General features: G+C 67.5%; 20 protein-coding genes and 1 riboswitch. Of the genes, 10 read left to right on the forward strand and 10 right to left on the reverse strand.

The annotated features are described in order from the left end of the window. Positions 1-5: 5 nt before the first annotated feature. Positions 6-1304 carry an ABC transporter substrate-binding protein gene (locus tag LJ754_RS02810; RefSeq protein ID WP_227925251.1) on the reverse strand — a complete coding sequence of 433 codons (1299 nt, stop codon included), beginning with the start codon at positions 1302-1304 and terminating at the stop codon, positions 6-8. Between the two features lie 727 nt (positions 1305-2031). Further along, positions 2032-2997 carry a DedA family protein gene (locus LJ754_RS02815; RefSeq protein WP_331461499.1) on the reverse strand — a complete coding sequence of 322 codons (966 nt, stop codon included), beginning with the start codon at positions 2995-2997 and terminating at the stop codon, positions 2032-2034. A gap of 132 nt (positions 2998-3129) precedes the next feature. On the opposite strand from LJ754_RS02815, the gene LJ754_RS02820 reads away from it, so the two are divergent. The 4 genes from LJ754_RS02820 to LJ754_RS02835 are packed head-to-tail and all read left to right on the forward strand — an operon-like array spanning position 3130 to position 5866. After that, on the forward strand, positions 3130-3654 hold the full coding sequence (locus LJ754_RS02820; protein WP_227925252.1) for a hotdog fold thioesterase: 525 nt from the start codon (positions 3130-3132) through the stop codon (positions 3652-3654). Then, complete coding sequence (paaK, locus tag LJ754_RS02825; RefSeq protein WP_227925254.1) at positions 3651-5009, forward strand: phenylacetate--CoA ligase PaaK; 1359 nt, start codon at positions 3651-3653, stop codon at positions 5007-5009. Before LJ754_RS02820 ends, paaK begins: the two co-directional genes overlap by 4 nt. A 45-nt stretch (positions 5010-5054) precedes the next feature. Continuing rightward, positions 5055-5726, forward strand: a complete 672-nt coding sequence (locus tag LJ754_RS02830) for a TetR/AcrR family transcriptional regulator (protein ID WP_227925256.1) — start codon at positions 5055-5057, stop codon at positions 5724-5726. Next, on the forward strand, positions 5726-5866 hold the full coding sequence (locus tag LJ754_RS02835) for a hypothetical protein (protein ID WP_227925258.1): 141 nt from the start codon (positions 5726-5728) through the stop codon (positions 5864-5866). The genes LJ754_RS02830 and LJ754_RS02835 overlap by 1 nt, the downstream gene beginning before the upstream one ends. Before the next feature lie 18 nt (positions 5867-5884). Here LJ754_RS02835 and paaZ read toward each other — a convergent pair whose 3' ends face one another. Beyond that, on the reverse strand, positions 5885-7957 hold the full coding sequence (gene paaZ / locus LJ754_RS02840) for a phenylacetic acid degradation bifunctional protein PaaZ (protein WP_227925261.1): 2073 nt from the start codon (positions 7955-7957) through the stop codon (positions 5885-5887). A 308-nt stretch (positions 7958-8265) separates the two neighbouring features. Here paaZ and LJ754_RS02845 point away from each other — a divergent pair, with 308 nt between their 5' ends. After that, complete coding sequence (locus tag LJ754_RS02845; protein WP_227925264.1) at positions 8266-9309, forward strand: SGNH/GDSL hydrolase family protein; 1044 nt, start codon at positions 8266-8268, stop codon at positions 9307-9309. Between the two features lie 9 nt (positions 9310-9318). Here the strand turns inward: LJ754_RS02845 and LJ754_RS02850 are convergent, their stop codons facing one another. Both LJ754_RS02850 and LJ754_RS02855 read right to left on the reverse strand, forming a co-directional pair. Next, positions 9319-10386 (reverse strand): ATP-dependent DNA ligase, encoded by a 1068-nt coding sequence (locus tag LJ754_RS02850; protein WP_227925265.1) that lies wholly within the window; start codon positions 10384-10386, stop codon positions 9319-9321. A 10-nt stretch (positions 10387-10396) separates the two neighbouring features. Then, the gene (locus tag LJ754_RS02855) at positions 10397-10948 is read right to left on the reverse strand and encodes an RBBP9/YdeN family alpha/beta hydrolase (protein WP_227912658.1); all 552 of its coding nucleotides are present in this window, start codon (positions 10946-10948) and stop codon (positions 10397-10399) included. Positions 10949-11042: 94 nt separating this feature from the next. On the opposite strand from LJ754_RS02855, the gene LJ754_RS02860 reads away from it, so the two are divergent. From LJ754_RS02860 to LJ754_RS02880, 5 genes are all read left to right on the forward strand, one after another. Continuing rightward, the gene (locus LJ754_RS02860) at positions 11043-12062 is read left to right on the forward strand and encodes an LLM class flavin-dependent oxidoreductase (RefSeq protein ID WP_227912657.1); all 1020 of its coding nucleotides are present in this window, start codon (positions 11043-11045) and stop codon (positions 12060-12062) included. Positions 12063-12384: 322 nt separating this feature from the next. Further along, positions 12385-12912 (forward strand): RNA polymerase sigma factor, encoded by a 528-nt coding sequence (locus tag LJ754_RS02865; protein WP_227925267.1) that lies wholly within the window; start codon positions 12385-12387, stop codon positions 12910-12912. Next, positions 12909-14024 (forward strand): CU044_5270 family protein, encoded by a 1116-nt coding sequence (locus LJ754_RS02870; RefSeq protein ID WP_227925268.1) that lies wholly within the window; start codon positions 12909-12911, stop codon positions 14022-14024. Before LJ754_RS02865 ends, LJ754_RS02870 begins: the two co-directional genes overlap by 4 nt. A gap of 346 nt (positions 14025-14370) precedes the next feature. After that, a riboswitch (SAM riboswitch) is annotated at positions 14371-14503 on the forward strand. A 15-nt stretch (positions 14504-14518) separates the two neighbouring features. Then, the gene (locus LJ754_RS02875; protein ID WP_227925269.1) at positions 14519-14953 is read left to right on the forward strand and encodes a hypothetical protein; all 435 of its coding nucleotides are present in this window, start codon (positions 14519-14521) and stop codon (positions 14951-14953) included. A 65-nt stretch (positions 14954-15018) separates the two neighbouring features. After that, positions 15019-15453: a VOC family protein gene (locus LJ754_RS02880; protein ID WP_227912653.1), complete on the forward strand. Its 435-nt coding sequence runs from the start codon at positions 15019-15021 to the stop codon at positions 15451-15453. A 110-nt stretch (positions 15454-15563) separates the two neighbouring features. On the opposite strand, the gene LJ754_RS02885 is transcribed toward LJ754_RS02880, so the two are convergent. From LJ754_RS02885 to narI, 5 genes are read right to left on the reverse strand one after another with little or no spacing between them, the layout of a single operon-like run. Then, complete coding sequence (locus LJ754_RS02885; RefSeq protein ID WP_227925271.1) at positions 15564-16322, reverse strand: CPBP family intramembrane glutamic endopeptidase; 759 nt, start codon at positions 16320-16322, stop codon at positions 15564-15566. Between the two features lie 46 nt (positions 16323-16368). Continuing rightward, a complete protein-coding gene (locus LJ754_RS02890) occupies positions 16369-17256 on the reverse strand; it encodes an NAD(P)H-hydrate dehydratase (protein ID WP_227925273.1) in 888 nt (295 codons plus the stop codon). After that, entirely contained in the window at positions 17231-17971 is a 741-nt protein-coding gene (locus tag LJ754_RS02895) for a histidine phosphatase family protein (RefSeq protein WP_227925275.1), read from the reverse strand. The genes LJ754_RS02890 and LJ754_RS02895 overlap by 26 nt, the downstream gene beginning before the upstream one ends. A 40-nt stretch (positions 17972-18011) precedes the next feature. Further along, the gene (locus LJ754_RS02900; RefSeq protein WP_227925276.1) at positions 18012-19244 is read right to left on the reverse strand and encodes an MFS transporter; all 1233 of its coding nucleotides are present in this window, start codon (positions 19242-19244) and stop codon (positions 18012-18014) included. Positions 19245-19270: 26 nt separating this feature from the next. Further along, positions 19271-20023: a respiratory nitrate reductase subunit gamma gene (gene narI, locus LJ754_RS02905; protein WP_227925430.1), complete on the reverse strand. Its 753-nt coding sequence runs from the start codon at positions 20021-20023 to the stop codon at positions 19271-19273. Between the last annotated feature and the right edge of the window lie 81 nt (positions 20024-20104).

Genomic DNA, 20104 nt, shown 5'->3' on the forward strand with positions numbered 1-20104 from the left:
GGGGGCTACTGGAGGGCGTCGACGCTGGCGACGAACTTCTCCCAGGAGGAGTTGGCGTCATCGGTCTTGAGGACATCCACCCGGTTCAGTGCCTGGGCCATGTTGGTGTTGATGGTGAAGTAGTTCGGACCCTTGAACGGAGTCATGGTGACCGCGTTGGCCCGGTCCACGAGGATTTTGCCGACCGGCGCATTGTTGAAGAACTCGTTGGTGGAGTTCAGCAGGGTGTCGGACTCGTAGGCCTCGGTTTGGCTGGGGAAGGTGCCCTTGGATTCGAAGGCCTTGATCTGCTGCTCAGGGGCGGTGAGCCACTGGGCCAGCTTGATGGCTTCTTCCTGGTTCTTGCCCTGGCTGGGAACGGTCAGGTAGGACCCGCCCCAGTTTCCGCCGCCGCCCGGGAACACGTTGGCAATGTCCCAGCCTTCAACGCCGGTTGCGTTGCCTTCGATGCTGCCCAGCATCCAGCCCGGGCAGAGGGTGGTGGCAAAGGCGCCGCTCTGGAAGCCCGCCGTGTAGTCATCGGACCACTGCTCCAGGTGCGCCGAGAGGTCCTTGTCCACGGAGTTCTCGAGGACCTTGGTGTAGATCTCCTTCACTTCCGGGTTCTCGGTGGCAATGACTGTGCCGTCATTTTCCTCGTAGGCGTTCTTCACCTGGTTGATCTGGCCCTGGTAGACGGCCATGGCCGAGTCGTACCATGCGGCGTCGGACTTGGCGGTGAACTGCTCGCCAACCTCAAAGTAGTGGTCCCAGTCGCCCTCGAGCAGCTTGGCGACTTCCTCGCGGTCGGTCGGCAGGCCGGCTGCGGCGAAGAGGTCCGCCCGGTAGCAGACGCCTTCGGGACCGACGTCGGTGCCGTAGCCGATCAGCTTGCCGTCAACTGTGGCGTCTTCTTCCTTCCAATCCAGCCAGCGCCCTTCAACTTCCGGGCTGGAAAGGTCCGCGAACTGGTCCGCATACTGCTTCAGCTCCGGCAGCCAGTCCACTTCGATGCCTTCGATGTCCGACAGGCCCGACCCGGCTGCCAGCTTGGTGTTCAGGTTGTCGTGCGCGTTGTCAGAAGTGGCCTTCTTGTCGTGCACGATCTTCACGTTCGGGTTGGCTGCCTCGTACTCCTTGAAGAGATCCTCGTAGCCGAACTCGTTGAACGTGCTGACGCTGAGCGTCACCTGTCCGTCTTCTCCTGATGCTCCGTCGTCGCCGCCTCCGCAGGCGGTGAGCAGAAGGGCTGCGGCTGCGACCGATGCGGCAACCGCGGGACCCCGGCGGCGTGCGCGGCCTGCCGATATGGGTGTGGTACTCATTGCTGACTCCTTTGTCGATTACGAGTGCACGAGTGCGTGGCGGGTGTTTACGCGCCTGCCGTGCGGTTGCCTAACGGATGCGCCCGGGTGCCTGGCCCGGCGGTGATGCCGGCGGTGTGGGAGCGCTCCCACAAGCGATGCCTAAATGCTGATGTGCGGTGCATCACATGTCAAGTGGGAGCGCTCCCACGTTTCGCAGAAACTCGCGGCAGCCGGATAGAACCACAGGTCAGGGGCACATAAGGCGTGGTCGGGTTACCGGATTGTTATCTGGATCCGGCTCCTGCCATGCCCGGAAGTTAGCACTCCGCCCGCACCACGTCTTGATCGAGCTTCCGCGAAGATCCCACGTAGTGGTACGGATGTTCCCGCTGGGGTCCCACGCGCCCCTCCAGTCCCCGTGCGTGGGAACTTCTGCGGTCTGGAACCGGTGCGTGGGAACTTCTGCGGCCTGGCGCCGGTGCGTGGGAACTTCTGCGACCGCGGGGGCCGGTGGGCCCGTTTGGCCGGACATCCCTCCCGACCGCGCGGTCCCTACCAGCGCGCCCATTTCCCCGGCCCTGACGCCGTGGCGGCCCGAAACTGCCGGGACGCACGGGCACAACGCCGGCACCATGGCGGCCGTTTAGCTCAGCTGCCCCGGACGCGCAGAAGGCCCGGACCTGGGGTCCGGGCCTTCTGGGAACTCTGCGGGCGGGACTGCTATCCCAGCCTGCGGGCAGTGCGGTTAGGAGCCGCTGCCTTCGGCATCCGCTTTCGGTGCGGAGAAGCGTCCGCCGTCGGCTGCGGCGTGCCGGGCCGGACGGGCAGCGGACTCTTGCGCCTGCCGGGCCAGGGCAGCATCGCCGGCGGCCGGACGGCCAGCCGACTCTTGCGCCTGCCGGGCCAGGGCAGCATCGCCGGCGGCCGGACGGGCAGCGGGGCTTTGTGCGGAGGCAGCGGTGGTTTGGCCTGATGCAGCTGGGCCGGATTCCTCGGCATCTCCGGCAGGGCCGCCGTCGTCGTGCTTGGTGCTGGCCTTACGGGACTGGCGCAGTACCTCGATAACGATCGGAATCACCGAAAGCACTACTACGCCCACGAAGATCAGGTCCAGGTTTTCCCGGACAAACGGCACGCGGTCGCCGAGCACATAACCCAGCAGGGTAACGCCCACGCCCCAGAAGAAGGCGCCGATGACGTTGAAGGTAACGAAGGTTTTGTAGTTCATCTTTGCGACGCCAGCCACCACGGGCGTGAAGGTCCGCACCACCGGAACAAAGCGTGCCAGGATCACGGCCTTGCCGCCGTGGCGCTCGAAGAACACTTCGGCCCGGTGCACGTTTTCCTGTTTAAACAGCCGGCTGTTCTCCCGTTTGAAGATTGCCGGGCCGGTCTTTTTGCCGATGTAATAACCGGTCTGGTCGCCCACGAACGCGCTGACAAAGACCAGCAGGCCCAGCAGCCACACATTGATGTGGATGGTGCCCGTGGCCACCAGCAGGCCCGCGGTGAAAAGCAGGGAGTCACCGGGCAGGAAGAACCCGATGAGCAGCCCGGTCTCGGCAAAAACAATGCCGCAGACGAGCAGGACAACCCAAGGTCCCAGGGCAGGATTGGCCAGGAATACCTGAGGGTCCAGCCACTCGGGCAAAAGGGCAGATGTGGGAGGCCTTACGGGCCCGGAAACGGCAGCGGCCGCGGTAAGAGTCACCTCCCTAGGGTACGCCATGACCTGCTGCACCCTCTGGGAACACCGGCAGGCCCGCGGGTGCCCGGGTCCTTGACAGCCATCCTCCTGCCGGGATTACCTAATGAACATTCGGTAAATAAAAAGGAGGGTCCCATGGCTGACACCGGCGTCACCCCGGGCAAATCCCCCGCCCATCCCCTTCTGGTTTTCGATGCCGCCTCGCAGTGGCTGGGCATCGAAATCCTGGAACTCCGGGACGGCGCAGCGCGCATCTCCATGTTGCTGCGCCCGGAAATGCTCAACGGTTTCGGCATTGCGCACGGCGGCATGGTTTTTGCCTTCGCCGACACCGCCTTTGCGCTGGCCTGCAACCCGGAAGCCGGCGGACCGGCCCGGCAGCGGATCGAGGTTACCGTGGCTGCGGGGGCAGACATCACCTTCCTGGCGTCGGCGCAGGCGGGCGACATCCTGACCGCTCACGCCGAGCACCGGGCGGGCCGCGGCCGCAGCGGTGTTTATGACATTGAGGTGCGGGCCGACCGCCCCGACGGTACATCCGACGTCGTCGCCCTTTTCCGCGGACGCTCACGCACCATCCGCGGCCCGCTCCCGGACCCGCTCTCCCGTCCCGACACCGGCCGGGAGCCGGCCCCGTTCCCGACAGGAAACAGCGCATGAAGACTTCCCCCGCCAAATCCGCCGCCGCGAATCCCGCCGCCCTGGATCCTGCTTCCCTGGATCCCGAGGAGCGGATGAGCCGGGACGAACTGGAGGACCTGCAGCTGCGGCGCCTGCAGCAGACGCTGGCCTACGCCTACGAGCGGGTTCCGCTCTACCGGACCAAGTTCGACGACGCCGGCGTGCACCCCTCGGATTTGCGCGAGCTGGGCGACCTGCGGCTTTTCCCGTACACCACTAAGGAGGACCTGCGTTCAACGTACCCCTTCGGCATGTTCGCGGTACCGCAGCACCAGGTCTCGCGCATCCACGCGTCCTCGGGAACCACGGGGCGGCCCACGGTGGTCGGCTACACGTCCGGGGACCTGGACCGCTGGGCCGCCCTGGTGGCACGTTCGCTGCGTGCGTCCGGGGTGCGGCCGGGCGACAAGGTGCACAATGCGTACGGCTACGGGCTGTTTACCGGCGGGCTGGGCGCACACTTCGGAGCGGAGAAACTGGGCTGCACCGTCATACCGATCTCCGGCGGGCAGACCGAACGCCAGATCCAGCTGATTCTGGACTTCGAGCCGGACACCATCCTCTGCACCCCCACCTATCTGCTGGCGATCGCCGACGCGATGGCTGCCGCCGGCATTGATCCCCGGTCCACGTCGCTTCGAACCGCGGTGCTGGGTGCCGAACCATGGACAGAGGAAATGCGGCATGAACTCGAAACCCTGATGGACCTGGATGCCTGCGACATTTACGGCCTCTCCGAGGTGATGGGCCCGGGCGTGGCCGGCGAGTGCGTGGAGAGCAAGGACGGTGCACACATCTGGGAGGACCACTTCCGCCCCGAGATCATCGATCCCTTTGATGACACCCGGGTGCACAACGACGGCGAGCCCGGGGAACTGGTCTTCACCTCCCTGACCAAGGAAGCGCTGCCGATCATCCGCTACCGGACCCATGACCTGACCCGCCTGCTGCCCGGCACGGCGCGGCCGTCCATGCGCCGGATGGGCAGGATCACCGGCCGGAGCGACGACATGGTCATCCTGCGCGGCGTGAACCTCTTCCCCACCCAGGTCGAGGAAATCGCGCTGCGCCTGCCGGCCCTCAGCCCGCACTTCCAACTGGAAATCACGCGGCCGGAGCGGATGGATGAACTCACCGTGCGGATCGAGCGGCGGGAAGAGACCTCCGCACCGGAGGCCGCCACCGCCGCCGTCGAGTTGGCAGCGCAGATCAAGGTCCACGTCGGCTCCTCCTGCACGGTGGAGGTGGTGGAACCGGGCACGCTGGCACGCTCCAGCGGCAAGCTGCGCCGGATCTACGATCTGCGCCGGCAGCCCGGCGCCGCGCCGTCGTGATGAACGGCCCGACGCCGGTGCGCCCCGGCGTGGGAAAATGGCGCCATGCCTGATGCCGCCCCCGATCCCGCTGCTGCCCCCGATGCACCTGCTGCTGCCGTTCCCGGCCGCCGCGGCCGCCCCGGCTATGACCAGCAGAGTGTGCTGAACGTGGCCGTGGACGTGTTCAACCGGCACGGGTACGAAGCCACGTCCATGGGCATCCTCGCCGAGAACCTGGGCATCACCAAGTCAGCCATTTACCACCACGTCCCCTCCAAGGGCGAGCTGCTCCGCATGGCCCTCGACCATGCCCTGGACGGGCTGGAGGCGGTGCTGGATGACCCGCGGGCCTCCGACGGTGCCGCCGACGGTGCGGCCGACGTCCGGCTCGAATTCGTGCTGCGCGGCACCATTGAGGTGCTGACCGAGCGGCTGCCGTTTGTGACCCTGCTGCTGCGCCTGCGCGGCAACACCGAGATTGAGCGCACCGCGCTGGCCCGCCGCCGCGAGTTCGACCACCGGGTGGCGGACCTGGTGGACGCGGCGCGGCGTGAAGGCTCGGTGCGCAGCGACATTGATCCGCGGACCACCACCCGGCTGCTTTTCGGCACCATCAACTCGATTGTCGAGTGGTATCGGCCGGGCGGTCCGCTGCCCGCGCAGAAGCTCGCGGACAACATCATCACCATGGTTTTCGACGGGCTGCATACCCGCCTGGGTCCAGGCTCGGCCTGATGGGGAAGCGCCGGCTGCTGTGGGCGGCCCTGGCAGTTGCAGGGCTCGTCCTGGCCGCTTACGGCGTGGTGGTGGTCAGCGACGTCCTGAGCCCGGACACCGTCTGCGACTGGGCAGTACGCCGCAGCAGCTGCCCGTAACCCAGCGTCCCCCGGCAGCTATTTGGCCACCAGGGTCAGCACGTCGTAGGTGGCTACCAGCTCATCGTCCTGGTTGGTGAGCACCGCGTCCCACGCCACTTCGCCGTAGTCGTCGGTCTCCCGCGGCGTGATTTTCTTGGCGGTCAGCGTGACCCGGATGGCGTCGCCCGCAGCCACCGGAGTGATGAAGCGCAGGTTCTCCAGCCCGTAGTTCGCCAGTACCGGACCGGGTGCCGGGTCCACGAACAGGCCCGCACCCCAGGACAGCAGCAGGTAGCCGTGCGCCACAATGCCCGGGAAAAACGGATTGGCCTCGGCCGCGGCCTGGTCGGTGTGGGCGTAGAACGTGTCGCCGGTGGTCTCGGCGAAGGCACTGATGTCCGCCAGGGTCACCGTGCGCAGCCCGGAGCGCACGGCGTCGCCCACCCGCAGCTCGCTCAGCGGCTTGCGGAAGGGATGGCCGGCGTCGAACCGCTGGTCCGCACCCGTGTGCCAGATGCCGGTGAGGGCGGTGAGCATGTTCGGCGAGCCCTGCACGGCGGTGCGCTGCATGTAATGCAGCACCGCGCGGATGCCGCCCAGCTCCTCTCCCCCGCCCGCCCGCCCGGGACCGCCGTGGACCAGGTGCGGCACCGGGGAGCCGTGGCCGGTGGAACTCGCCGCATCCTCCCGGTTCAGGATCAGCACCCGCCCATGGTGCCCGGCAATGCCGGCGAGCACTTCGGCGGCCACCTGCGGATCATTCGTGCAGACGGTGGCCACGAGCGACCCGCCCCCGCGGGCAGCCAGCCGGACGGCGTCGGCCACACTGTCATAGCCGACCACCGACGCAACGGGTCCGAAGGCCTCCACACTGTGCAGTGCGTCCGCGTCCTTGTTGTCCCAGGTCAGCAGCACCGGTTCCATAAAGGCGCCCGACGGCGCCGGGCCGGTACTGCCGTCGGCAAGTACGACGTCGGGTGCCTCCAGCGAGCCGAGCGCCAGCGTCCCGCCGGCGGCTAGCAGTTCACGGACGGCACCGCGGACACCGTCGAGCTGCTCGGTGGACGCCAGCGCCCCCATGGTCACCTGCGCGGCCCGTGGATCACCCAGCACCACCCGCTCCCGGATGCGGTCCGCGGCGGCGGCTACGACGTCGTCCACCAGTTCCCGCGGCACCAGGGCCCGGCGGATGCCGGTGCATTTCTGGCCGGCCTTGACCGTCACCTCGGTGACCAGCGATTCGATGTAGGCCTCGAACTCGGGTGTGCCGGGCACGGCGTCGGCTCCCAGGATGGCGGCATTGAGTGAATCCGTTTCGGCCGTGAAACGAACGCCTCCCACCGCCACATTGGGATGCGCACGCAGCTTTTCGGCGGTGGACGCCGAGCCGGTGAAGGAGACCAGGTCCCGGTAGTCCAGGTGGTCCAGCAGGTCCCGCGCCGGGCCGGAGATCAGCTGCAGCGACCCGGGAGGCAGGATCCCGGACTCCACGATCAGCCGCACGGCTGCGGCGGCCAGGTAGCCGGTGGGGGTGGCGGGTTTGACGATGCTCGGCAGCCCCGCGAGGAAGGCCGGCGCCAGTTTTTCCAGCAGGCCCCATACCGGGAAGTTGAAGGCGTTGATCTGCACGGCCGTGCCGGGCAGGCGGGTGTAGACGTGTTCGCCAAGGAAAGACCCGTCCCGGGACAGCCGTTCCGCCGCGCCGTCGGTGATGACCGTGGCGTTGGGCAGCTCGCGGCGCCCCTTGGACCCGTAGGCGAAGAGCACTCCGATGCCGCCGTCAATGTCCACCAGGGAGTCCTTGCGGGTGGCCCCGGAGCGGGCGGACACCTCGTACAGTTCCTCCCGGCGGGCGTTGAGGAAACCGGCCAGTTCCTTGAGCAGCAGGGCCCGCTGGTGGAAGGTGTACTTCCCCAGTTCGGTCTGGCCGGTGCTGCGGGCATGTTCGACGGCGGCGGCCGTGTCCAGCCCGTCCGTACTGACCCGGGCCAGCAGTTCGCCGGTGCTGGCATCCCGCACCTCGGTGCCCGCTCCGCCGTCGCCGGGAGACCACCAGGCGTCCCGGACGTAGCTGGGTACGTAGTCAACGTCGAGGGCTGTTGCCGTCATGGGAAAACCTTTCGCACGGGACGCGTCCTGCCGGGCACCGTTGCCCGGGACTGCTGGAATGTACCGACGGGCCTGCAAGAAGCCAGCGATTACTGACCATACGGTCGGTATATCGCCAGCGTAGCGCAGAGGTGCATTGCGCCACACCCCTCCCGGCAGCATTCCGGCCGCTCATACTGCCCGGGTTATCGATGAAAAACCTGCCGCCAGGGAACCGGATAAGGGATTGGCGATTGCCCGCGTGCCCTGCGCTGGGAAAGACTGTCCGCCTTGGAGCCGTTGATTCCGCTGCCCGAAGGAGTGCAAAGATGAGCCCTCGCCCAGGTCTTTCCCGCCGTTCACCCGGTGTCCCTTTCCGCAGTCCGTTCCGCCTCCCGTTCCGCCGTTCATTCCGCGGCGGGAGGCTCGGTGTCCTGGCCCTGGCTGCGGCGGCGCTCCTAGCCGGCGGTGCGTCGTCCGCCGCGGCAGACGGTCCGGCAGGCGGCTCCCCGGGCAACTTCGGCGGGGACTCCGTGCAGCACCGGGGCGGAGACGGCCACGGGCATGGCTGGGGCCACGGCGGCGGGCATGGTGGCGGGCACGGCTGGGGCCGCGACGTCGACTATGTGGCCTTCGGAGACTCCTATGCCGCCGGCTACGGCGGCGGTCCCGTGCTGGATGCCTGCGGCCGCACGGAACAGGGCTATCCCGCGCTGCTGGACGCCCGGCGGCGCGTGGATCTGGAAGCCGATGCCACCTGCGCCGGCGCCACCGCCCTGACCACCCCGGCTGACGCACCGGTGGACCTGCCCGAACAGATCAGCAACGCGGCGGCCAGCGGCACGCTCAACGACCGGACCGACGTCGTGACCGTGACCATCGGCGGCAACGACGTCCGGTTCGGCACCGTGGTGGCCGCCTGCGCCGGGACCCAGCTTCCGGCCACCTGCGCACCGGCCATCGAGCAGGCCAGCACCTACGCCTCGACGGTCCTGGCTCCCCAGCTGGCGGCGGAATTCGCCCGGATAGCCGAGGCAGCCCCGCGCGCCACCCTGGTGGTCACCGGATACCCGCACCTGTTCGAAACCGGTGCGCCGGGCCCGCTCAGCGCGGAGGCGCAGGCCCTGTTCAACGCCGGAACCGACGCCCTGAATGCGGTCATCGCCGGACAGGTTCCCGAGGACGGCGTCTTTGTGGACGTGGTGGACGAATTCGCCGGACACGGAGTGGGATCCGCCGATTCCTGGATTCGCTTCGAAGGCGGCCCGTTCGACCTGCATCCCACCGAGACCGGTTACCGGGACGGCTACACCGCGGCCATCCTGGCGGATGCCGGCAGCGAATTCCGGACCGGGTGCCGGGGCCGCGGCTAGTCTTCGCAGCTAGCTGCCCAGCACGTCCGCCAGGTCGAACTTCACGGGTTCCTCCAGCTGGGCGTAGGTGCAGGACTCCGGCGAGCGGTCAGGCCGCCAGCGCACGAAGCTCGCCACATGCCGGAACCGATTCCCTTCCATGTGGTCGTACTTCACCTCCACCACCCGCTCCGGACGCAGCGGCACAAAGGAGAGATCCTTCTTGCCGCTCCAGCGGCTGCCTTCCGAGTTGCGGGGCGTGCGGGTGCCGGCCTCCTGCTCCTCCGACGCCCAGGGGTGCCCTTCTTCGCCCGCCACCAGCGGCTGGAGCTCCTGGAACAGCTCCCGGCGCCGGTCCATGGAGAAGGCTCCGGCAACGCCCACGTTGGTGAGCTCGCCGTCGTCGTTGTAAATGCCCAGCAGCAGCGAACCGATGAGGTCCGGGCCGGACTTGTGCACCCGGTAGCCGGCCAGCACGCAGTCAGCGGTGCGCTCATGCTTGAGCTTGGCCATGGTGCGCTTGTTCGGGGCATACGCAGCATCCAGCGGCTTGGCAACCACTCCGTCCAGCCCGGCACCTTCGAACCGGTCAAACCAGTCCCGCGCCTGCTCCGGATCATCCGTTGCGGCGGTGACGGACACCGGTGCCTGCGCCGTTTTCAGCGCCTGGACCAGGGCCTCGCGGCGTTCGGCGAACGGTTTGTCCGTGTAATCCGTGTCTCCCAGGGCCAGCAGGTCGAAGGCCACGAACCGGACCGGGGTGGATTCGGCGAGCAGTTTCACCCGGCTGGCGGCCGGGTGGATGCGCTGCTGCAGCAGCTCGAAGTCCAGGCGCTTACCGTCCGGCGCCACCATCACAATTTCCCCGTCCACCACGCACCGCTCGGGCAGGTTGGCCTTGAGTGCCTCCACCAGTTCGGGGAAGTAGCGCGTCATCGGCTTCTCGTTGCGGGAGCCGATCTCGACGTCGTCGCCATCCCGGAAAATGATGGACCGGAACCCGTCCCATTTGGGCTCGTAGAGATACTCGCCTTCAGGCAGGGAGCTGGCGGCTTTGGCCAGCATGGGCGCAATGGGAGGCATCACCGGAAGTTGCATGTGCCCATTCTTATCCGATTGCGGCCCGTTCCCCCAGCCCCGCGGTGAACGCGGTGAGCAGGTCGCGGCCCTGTTCCCAGTAGCCCACGCCGCTCTTTTCGTTGATGTGCGCCAGCTCGCCGGCATTGATGAACGGCAGTTTCCAGGCCGCTGCAATGACCTCTGCCGCCGGCAGCGCGCAGTACGGGTCGCTCTCACTGGCGATCAGCAGGCCCGGAACCGGCAGTTCCTGCAAGCGCGGGTTCCGGAACGTCCCGGCCGGCTGCGGGAACGAGGCTGCTACGGGATCCGGCGGGCTCACCAGGAAGACCCCGCGGGCGCCGTCCGGGTTGCGCAGCAGCCATTCCGCGGCGGCCAGGCAGCCCAGGCTGTGCGCCACGAGCACGGTGTTCCCGTGCTGTGCCCCGGCGGCTTTGTCCAGCGCGGACATCCAGTCCTCCAGCTCCGGCTCGTCCCACGACGACGGCGCGATGCGGGTGACGTCCGGCAGGTCGGCTTCCCACCGGCTCTGCCACTGCTCCGGCGGTGAGCCCTGATAGCCCGGGACCAAGGTGATGTGCACTGTTCCTGCTTCCTTCCGCTGCGTTTCCACGTGCCCGGCCCGGAAGTCCGGGGAGGACGGGAATACGGCCGAACCTTACGGCGCTGAGGCTGATATGAAACGAATAGGGTTCCTGTCCTTCGGACATTACCGGAATGCGCTCGGCTCACGGACGCCCAGCGCACGTGACGCATTGCTGCAGCAGGTGGAGCTGGCCGTCGCAGCCGAGGAAATCGGCGTCGACGGCGCGTACCTGCGGGTGCACCACTTCGCCCCGCAGTTCTCCGCCCCCTTCCCGCTGCTCGCAGCCATGGCCGCGCGGACCAGCAGGATTGAGCTGGGCACCGGCGTGATCGACATGCGCTATATGAATCCGCTTTCAATGGCCGAGGATGCCGCGGCCACGGACCTGATCAGCGGTGGCAGGCTGCAGCTGGGCATCAGCCGGGGATCCCCCGAGCCGGCCCTGCGCGGATATGAGTCCTTCGGTTACGTGCCGGGGCCGGAATCCACCGACGCCGACATGGCCCGGCAGCACACCGAAGTGTTCCGGGCCGCGATTGCCGGTGCCGGCGTCGCCCAGGCGGATCCGGCCATGACCGGCAGCACCGGAGCCATGCCCATCGATCCGCTGTCCCCCGGCCTGCCCGAGCGCATCTGGTGGGGATCCGGCACCCGGGCCACAGCCAAGTGGACGGGCGAGCAGGGCATGAACCTGATGAGCTCCACCCTGCTGACCGAGGACACCGGTGTCCCGTTCGACCAGCTGCAGGCCGAGCAGATTGCCGTGTACCGGCAGGCCTGGGCCGACGCCGGCCACCAGGGCACCCCGCGGGTCTCCGTCAGCCGCAGCATCATCCCATTGGTCACCGGGGAGGACCGGCATTATTTCGGGCTCCGTGCGCAGGCCGAGGGACGGGACCAGGTGGGCCATCTCGACGGCGGTTTGGCGCGGTTCGGCAAGAGCTACATCGGCGAACCGGATGTCATCGCTGCTGAACTGGCCGCCGACGCCGCCGTGCAGGAAGCCGATACCGTGCTGATTACCGTGCCGAACCAGCTGGGCGTGGACTACAACGCGCAGCTGCTGGAAAGCGTCGTGAAGCTGGTGGCGCCGGGGGCAGGCTGGCGGTAACTCTTTCGCTGGCTTTGACCGGCCTCGCTGGGAACGTGGGCACCTACGGGGCCTGGCTCCGGCACCTAGGACGGTGGCCGTGGCACCCACGGGGCCTGGCTCCGGCACCTAGGACGGTGGCCGTGGGCACCTACGAGGCCTGGCTCCGGCGGCAACGAAATTCCCCGCTCGCAGAGCTCGCGGGGAATATTAAAGCCGCCTCCGCCAGGCCCCTTCGTTGTGTCCGGTACCTACTGCGCTCGATACGGCTTCCCTTTGGTACGCGGCCGGGGCTTTCGGCGCGCGCAGTTACACTTTGGAGGCTGCCGGACATTAACAGGGCATGAGTGTAGAAACTTTCCGGAAGGAACAACGGGACGTGGACAGGGAGAAGCGTTTCCTGGCCGCCCATGCCGCCGGACATGACCGCATCTACCGCTACTTCCGGCGCCGAACCGAAAACGCCGCCATCGCCGAGGACCTGTGCGCCGAGGTCTTTCGGATCGCCTGGGAAAAGACCGGGCAGGAGGAAAGCCTTTCGGTCATGGTGCTGTTCGGGATCGCGAAAAACGTCCTCCGCAACCACGACCGGTCCGCCTCCCGGTCCGCGAGCCTCCTCGGAGCCCTCCAGCTTGAACGCGACCACGAGCGGAACGACGACGACTCCCGCATCCATGAGGCGCTCGCCCGGCTCGGGCCCGATGAGCGGGAGGTCCTCCTCCTGACGTACTGGGACGGTTTCAGTTCCAGCGAGGTCTCGGACCTGCTCAACACCAGCGCCACCGCCGTCAGGATGCGTTTGCACCGGGCACGCAAGGCGCTCGGCCGCCTGCTGGACACGGAATCACTTTCAGAAGGAGCGAAACGATGAGCCATACCAATATGCCCGGCGGCATTGACCGCGCACTTGCATCCGCTGACCCCGCACGTTCCGTTCACGAAACGGAGCTGGCCGGCAGCCGAGCCAGGTCGCTGGCCGTGATGGACGCTCCGCAGGCGGCGCAAAGCACCTCGCCCTCCCGCCTGCACGCCGTTCCTCCGCTGAACGCCCGCCGCGCCGGAGGCCCGAGGACCACGGCGCCCCGCGCCCGACGCCGTCTCTTGCTTGCATCCGCCGCTGCGGCTCTGCTGGTGGGAGGCATAGTGGTGGCCGACGTCGTCCGGCCCGGCAGTCCCGGTGCCACCGCTGAGGCAGCAGAAGTCCTGAACGCCGCGGCTGACGCCACTATCCGCACCTCTGATCCCTTGGTGGGGCCCGGCCAGTACCTGAAGATCGACACAACCGAGCTGACCTGGGGCGGCAAGCAGATGGCCGACGGCAGCGACCTTTCCTGGCAGGAAACCGTCAGCGATCAGCTCTACATACCGGCAGACAGGAACGGTGAATGGGTCTGGGACCGCGGAGAGCGGATTCCCCTCGAGTCCTCGTCCGACGCCGCCAAGAAGGCGGCCGCCGAGATCGCCCAGCTGCCGCCGAAGGGTGGGGTGCCGAACCCGACGGTCGGAATCCAGCGCGGCCCGGGCGGAGCTTTCTACGGGCAGGCGCCGATGGTCATCATCGGCACCTCCCTCGACGAAGCCGGAAGCCTGCCCCGGGATCCCCGGGAACTGCTGGACCTCATTTACGAGCGCACCGAGGGAGCCGGCAAAACGCCGGAAACCGAGGCCTTTGTAACCATCGCTGACGGTTTGCGCACCGGGGCCGTCCCCGCCGACCTGCGCGCAACCATGTATCGGGCCGCTGCACTGATCCCCGGCGTGGTCATAAGCGACAAGCAGGCAACCGTTGACGGCAGGACGGGCGTCGCCATTGGGATCCCCTACCCAGAAGGAACATCACGGACCGACATCATCATCGATCCTGACTCGGGACTGGTCATCGGCGAACAGGACGTACTGCTGCAGGACTTCCCCAACGCTCCGGCCGGCACCGTTTCGGCATGGACTTCGGTGAGAACCTCCGTGGTGGACTCGGCCCCGTAGGTTCTAACCGCAGCCTTCGGGGGGTGCTGGGATCCCGGGGCTCGGAGCGTCGTTGCGGCACAGGGCACCGGGCACCGGACGGGCCGGGTTAGGCGCGGTGCGGCACCAGGGCACCGGACGGGCCGGGTTAGGCGGCTTTAATAACTTTCGCGAGCTCTGCGAGCGGAAGTTTTCGTTGCCGCCGTTCCGGCCCGCCCGGCGCCCGACCCGCGCGGCGCCCGCCCCGGGACCCGGCCCGCCCGGCGCCCGACCCGCGCGGCGCCCGCCCCGGGACCCAGCCCGCCCGGGACCCGGAAACCCGCACCCCTGTCGAAATGTCGGCGCCCTCCGCTACAGTAGTTTTCAGCTTCACGAGATGTGGCCTTCGCCCGGTTCGCCGGGCATAAAAGCTCCGACTGGCCCCACACCAACCCCACTGTTCGGCGGGTGGTTCGGATGACGAAGCGGCCTGCTTCATCCGCTGCAGGCAAGGACAACCTGAAAAGGAACCCACTGTGAGCATTTCCAGTGTCAGCAACTCCGGCTTCAACAACCCCGACTTCAACAGTTCCTCCCCGAGCAACTGCACCGGTTTCGCTCCGGGCCACAACATCCATTGGATCCACGGCCGCCGACTTCAGGGCTGGGAGCACTGGGCCGACGTCGCCGTCACCGCGGATCCGCAGCTGGACCTCATCTACCTGGTTATCGACGGGCAGCAGCAGTTGATGTGGTTCCACAATGTCGGTGCGGTCGCAACCGCGTTGGAAGCCGCCGTCGACACGCCCCAGTGGTGCCAGCGGTATTCCACGCTGATGGTGCCCGGCGGGTTTGGCTCCGAAGCCCGGAGCTCTTTTTTCTACTTGGCCCGGCCGGAGCGGGTGCTGCCATGCAACGGCTCTCCGGTCCGGGCACCCGAAAGTGAGCGGCTCGAGAAGCCCGGCTCCTAGCTTGCGGACGGTAGCTGGCCGCAATTCAGTGCCGACGGTGGCGCTGCGCTCCTAGGCTCTGGGCCATGACGAACATACAGATCTGCGTAGACTGCACCGATGCCCACGCTCAGGCCGATTGGTGGGCGGAAACCTTGGGCTGGACGTTGGAGCCCACGGACCAGGGCTTCATCTCGTCCTTGCTGGACCAGGGCTTCGCAAAACCCGAGGACGTGATTGAGCACAACGGTGTCCGGGTCTGGCGTGACGGCGCAGCTATCTGCCCTGCCGATCAGGTGGGACAGGAGGACCGGCTGCGCATCCTGTTCCAGCCCGTCCCCGAGCCCAAGACCGTCAAGGATCGAATCCACCTGGATGTGCGGCTGGAGGGCAGGGACAAGGACGAAGCCCGGGCCGCATTGGAAGGTCGAGGTGCATCCTTCCTGTACGAGGCCAGTCAGGGCCCGCACTCCTGGTACACGATGGCCGATCCCGAGGGCAACGAGTTCTGCATCAGCTGACGCGCACCTGCTCTTCCAGCTTCTGTACAGCTGATGCGGCTTGGAAGGGCCAATACCCGCATCAGCTGTACAGAGGGCGTCCGCGGAACCTCCAAAACAGCCGTGAGACCCTACTGCTGCAGCAGCTCCGGCGGCACGGCATAGATGATCACCACGCTAAGCAGGTTCTTCGCGGCATGCACCCCGTAGGACAGCATGAAGTTGTTCCCGGCCCACACGTACATGCCCACCAGCACGGCGCCGGTGGCCAGATAGGGCATCAGCACCGGCAGGGACAGCGACTCCTTGCCCACAATGTGGATGGAGGCGAACAACAGGACCGACAGGATGCAGCAAGCCCAGATGTTCCAGTAGCGGCTGAGCTTGCCGATCAGCAGGTGGCGGAAAATGTACTCCTCCACGAAGGGCGCCAGCACCACCACCAGGGGCACCACAAGCCAGGGCGACATCTGCGTAACCAGGCCCTGCACGGCCTCCTGGTTCACGGCGGTCTCCGCCTCACCGGTGATGATCAGGCCCACCATGGAAGCGATGATGGTGAGGATCACGCCGATCGGAATCAGCGCCGCTGAAAGGACCGGCCGGGTAGCGAGGATCCTTGCTTCCCGTGCCGCATAGGCACGGGCTGCGATGAGGGCCAGGACGCCGCCCACCGCGTAGAAGGCCAGGTTGAGCACATACGCGGCCACCAGCGGATCCGGGATCAGCGTGGACAGCCCCGGAATGTCAATCGGCACAAAGCTGAGCAACAGCAGGAACAGGACGTAGTAGCCCGCCGCCACGGCATCACTGCGGGTGAAGCGGTACGGCAGCCAGGGGATTTGCGCCGGCGGGCGGCCGGACGGGGCCCGGTATTCGTTAGCTGTCATCAGTTAAGGATAGGAGCCCGAAGCGGCCCCGGGCAGCCTGCTCCCCCTAGTTCAGCTCCGCGATCACCGGGGGCATGGCCTCCAGCAGCTCGCGCGCCAGGAAACTGAGCGGGCCGCGCGAGGCCGAGAGCCGGTCCCCCGACACGGCGTGCAGGTAGGTGCCCCAGCATGCAGCCTGCTCCGGCGTGGCACCGCGGGCCAGGAAACCGCCCACCGCACCAGCCAGGACATCACCCGAACCGGACGTACCCAGGCCTGGATTCCCGGCGGGCACTTCCCAGCTGGAGCCATCCGGTGCCGTGATGAGGTTCTGTGCGGTGACCACGGCCGAATACTTGCGGGCCACCTCGGCCGAGGCTTCGGCCAGGTCAAGGGACTCCTCGTCCGCGCCTTCATCCCCCAGCAGGTGCAGGATCTCGGTGCGGTTAGGGGTCAGGACCAGCCGTCCGGCGAGTGCCTCCGCGAGCTTCGGCTGGCCGGGCAGCACACCCAGCGCGTAGGCATCCAGCACCACCTGGGTCTTCTCCCCCAACAGCGGCACCACGGATTGCAGCAGGGCCGCAGTCTGTTCGGCGTCGGCCATTCCCGGGCCAATCACCACCGCAGCTGCGGATTCCAGGTCCGCAGCGAGAAGCCCGCCTGCGGCACCGCCGTCTATGCCGCCGTCGGCTTCCGCGAGTCCCACCACGCCGGATTCGGGAATGGCAACGGCCACGGCCACGGCCACGGAGTCCGCCACGCCCATGGTGAGCCGGCCGGCGCCCACGCGCAGGCCCGCAAGGCCGGTCAGCATCACGGCTCCGGGGGTGCGGCGTTCGCCGCCGACTACCACTACGGTGCCGCGCTCCTCCTTCCCGGCAGTGTCGGTGGAGAGCTGCCAGTCGCGCAGCAGTGCGGGGGTAACGAGTTTAGCGGGGGTGGACGTCATGCTCATCTCCAGAGTGTTCGGTGACGGGTGCTCCGCTGTCCTGCAGGTGGAGCACGCTGTTGAAGGTGTGCACTTTCCACGGTCCGGTTCCGGACGGCCGCACCAGGCGGGTGACCGAGCCGTTGCGGACGCTGTTGGCCGCGGCGAGATCCAGCAGTTCCTGTTCGCTCAGCCGTTCGCAGATGTAGCGGATCAGCATAATTACTGCGTCATGGCAGACCACTGCCACCCGGTTGCCGTCTTCCTCGTCATCGAGGTCGCGGAAGACGGAGCGCAACCGCAGGGCGACGTCGGCCCAGGACTCCCCGCCCGGCGGCCGGTACACGAATTTCCCCAGCCAGGCCCGGCGCTCGGCTTCCTCCGGGTAGCGGGCGGCGACGCCGGCGCTGGTCAGCAGGTCCAACACGCCCAGTTCACGGTCGCGGAGGCGTTCATCGAGGCGCATCGGCCCGGCGCGTCCAGGCAGTCCGGCCAGTTCTGCGGTCTGCTGTGCGCGCAGGTACGGCGAGCACCACACCGAATCCGGCAAGTCCCCGGCAGGCAGCTCGGCGAACCAGCGGCCCAGCGCCGCGGCCTGCTCCTCGCCGTCGGGACTGAGCGGGACATCCGGGTCCCGCCAGGCAATGTCAATACGTTCGGCACCAACACGTCCGGCGCGGGTGGCGGCTACGTTGCCCGCGCTCTCGCCGTGGCGGATCAGGATCAGTTCGGTTGCACCCATGCACCCGACTGTACGCCCGCCGCCGGCCGGACACCGGTTTTCAGGTACGCGTCCGTTCATCCACCCGCCCGCCGTTGCGCACCGTAAAGGTCAGCAGGAACGCGACGGCGGCAAAAGCGGCCAGCAGCAGCAGCCCCACAAAGTAACTGCGGCTTTCCGGATCATAGGTGGCCCCCATAACCAGTGGCGGGAAGTATCCGCCAAGCCCGCCGGCGGCGGCAATGATGCCGCCAATGGTGCCGACGTCCTGCGCCGGGGCAGCACGCCCTACCCACGCAAACACGCCGCCGGTGCCCAGCCCCAGGAAAAGCGCCATCAGGATGAACGCGGTACCGTACACCCGTTCCTCCTCCGGCCGCAGCGCCACGATCACGGCCAGCACCACCGTTCCGGCGAGGGAGGCCAGGGTGACCAGCTTCGGCCCCACCTTGTCCGCAATAGTCCCGCCAATGGGCCGGGCAATGACGGCGGCCACCGCAAACCCGGCGGTCCGGGTCCCGGCCGCGGTTGCGTCATAGTCGTACACGTTGCCCAGATACGTGGGCAGGTAGTTCGAGAACGCCACGAAAGCCCCGAACACCACCCCGTACAGGAAGCACAGCTGCCAGGTGACCCGCAGCGTGAAGGCGTGGGTGATCTTGGGCAGCACCGGTTCCGTGGGGGCGGACCAGGCCGGGGACTCGCGCAGGACCAGCCAGCTGATCACGGCCATGACGGCCACCACGACGGCGATGGTGATGTGCGCGCCCATGTAGCCCACGGCGTCGACCAGCCTTGGGGTGAAGAAGGCGGACACCGCGGTGCCCACCATCCCGGCGCCGAAAACACCGGTGGCGAAACCCTTTCGGCTGCGGTCATACCAAGCCGAGCAGAACGGGATACCGATGGCGAACACCGTTCCGGCAATGCCCAGGAAGAAGGCGATGACCACCAGGAACGGAAAGTTGCCCAGCCCTCCGACGATGCCGGTCAGCAGCACCAGCGGCGCGGTGACACCCAGGATGACGGTGAACATGATCCGCCCGCCGTACCGGTCCGTCAGGGCACCCACCGGGATGCGGGCCACCGAACCGACGAGGATGGGCATGGCCACCAGGATGGAGGTCTGGCCTGCGCCCAGGTCCATGTCGGCGGCGTAACGGCTGGAGAGCGGCCCGATGATGGTCCAGGCCCAGAAGCCGACTGTGGAGGCAATGGTCGCGACTATCAGGTTCCGCAGCTGGCCGGATTTCAGGTCCGCCCCTGCGGCCGGCGAGGTAGATGCTGTAGACATGGGTGCCTGCCTTCAGGAGGGAGAACTCAGTTCCGCGGAACGCCGCGGCGGTCGCGGTCAGGGGTGCCCACCGGCGCCCAGCCGCGGGGCGGAGGCGCAGCACCGGGAAGAGGCCGCTTCCCCCGGGAGCGGTAGACAATGTAGGGCCGGAACAGGTACTGCAGCGGTGCGGTGAACGCGTGCACCAGCCGGGTGAACGGCCAGAGGGAAAACAGCACCAGGCCGAACAGGGTGTGGATCTTGAAGGACACCGAGGCCGCGGTCATGCCCAGGATGTCCGGCTGAAGGATGAAGATCGACCGGAACCAGGGCGACACAGTGTCCCGGTAATTCACGATGTTCGTGTCGAAGACGGAGAAGACGGTGGTGGCCAGCCCGGTGAGGATTGCGGCGAGCAGGAAGATGTACATCAGCTTGTCGTTGCGGGTGGTGGCCATAAACACCGGACCGGTGGTGCGGCGCCGGTAGATCAGCAGCACGATTCCCACCAGGGTGGCTACACCGGCCAGGGTCCCGACGCTGAGGGCGAAGAAATGGTAGGTGTCCTCGTTCAACCCGATGGCGTCCATCCAGGTCTTGGGAATCACCAGTCCCACAAAGTGACCCACAATCACCGCGAGGATGCCGAAGTGGAACAGCGGCGAGGCAATGCGCAGCAGCCGGGATTCATACAGCTGGGAGGACCGGGTGGTCCAGCCGAACTTGTCATACCGGTAGCGCCAGATGGAGCCCAGGATCAGGACGGCGAGCACCAGATAGGGCAGCACTCCCCAGAGCATCACGTCGTCCAGGCCCACCTGCACATTCCCCGGCGGCGGCACGTCCAGCGGCACGGTTGCTTCCGGCACGGTTGCTTCCGG

It is taken from the genome of Arthrobacter sp. zg-Y40 (assembly GCF_020731535.1).
Taxonomy (GTDB): Bacteria; Actinomycetota; Actinomycetes; order Actinomycetales; family Micrococcaceae; genus Arthrobacter_B.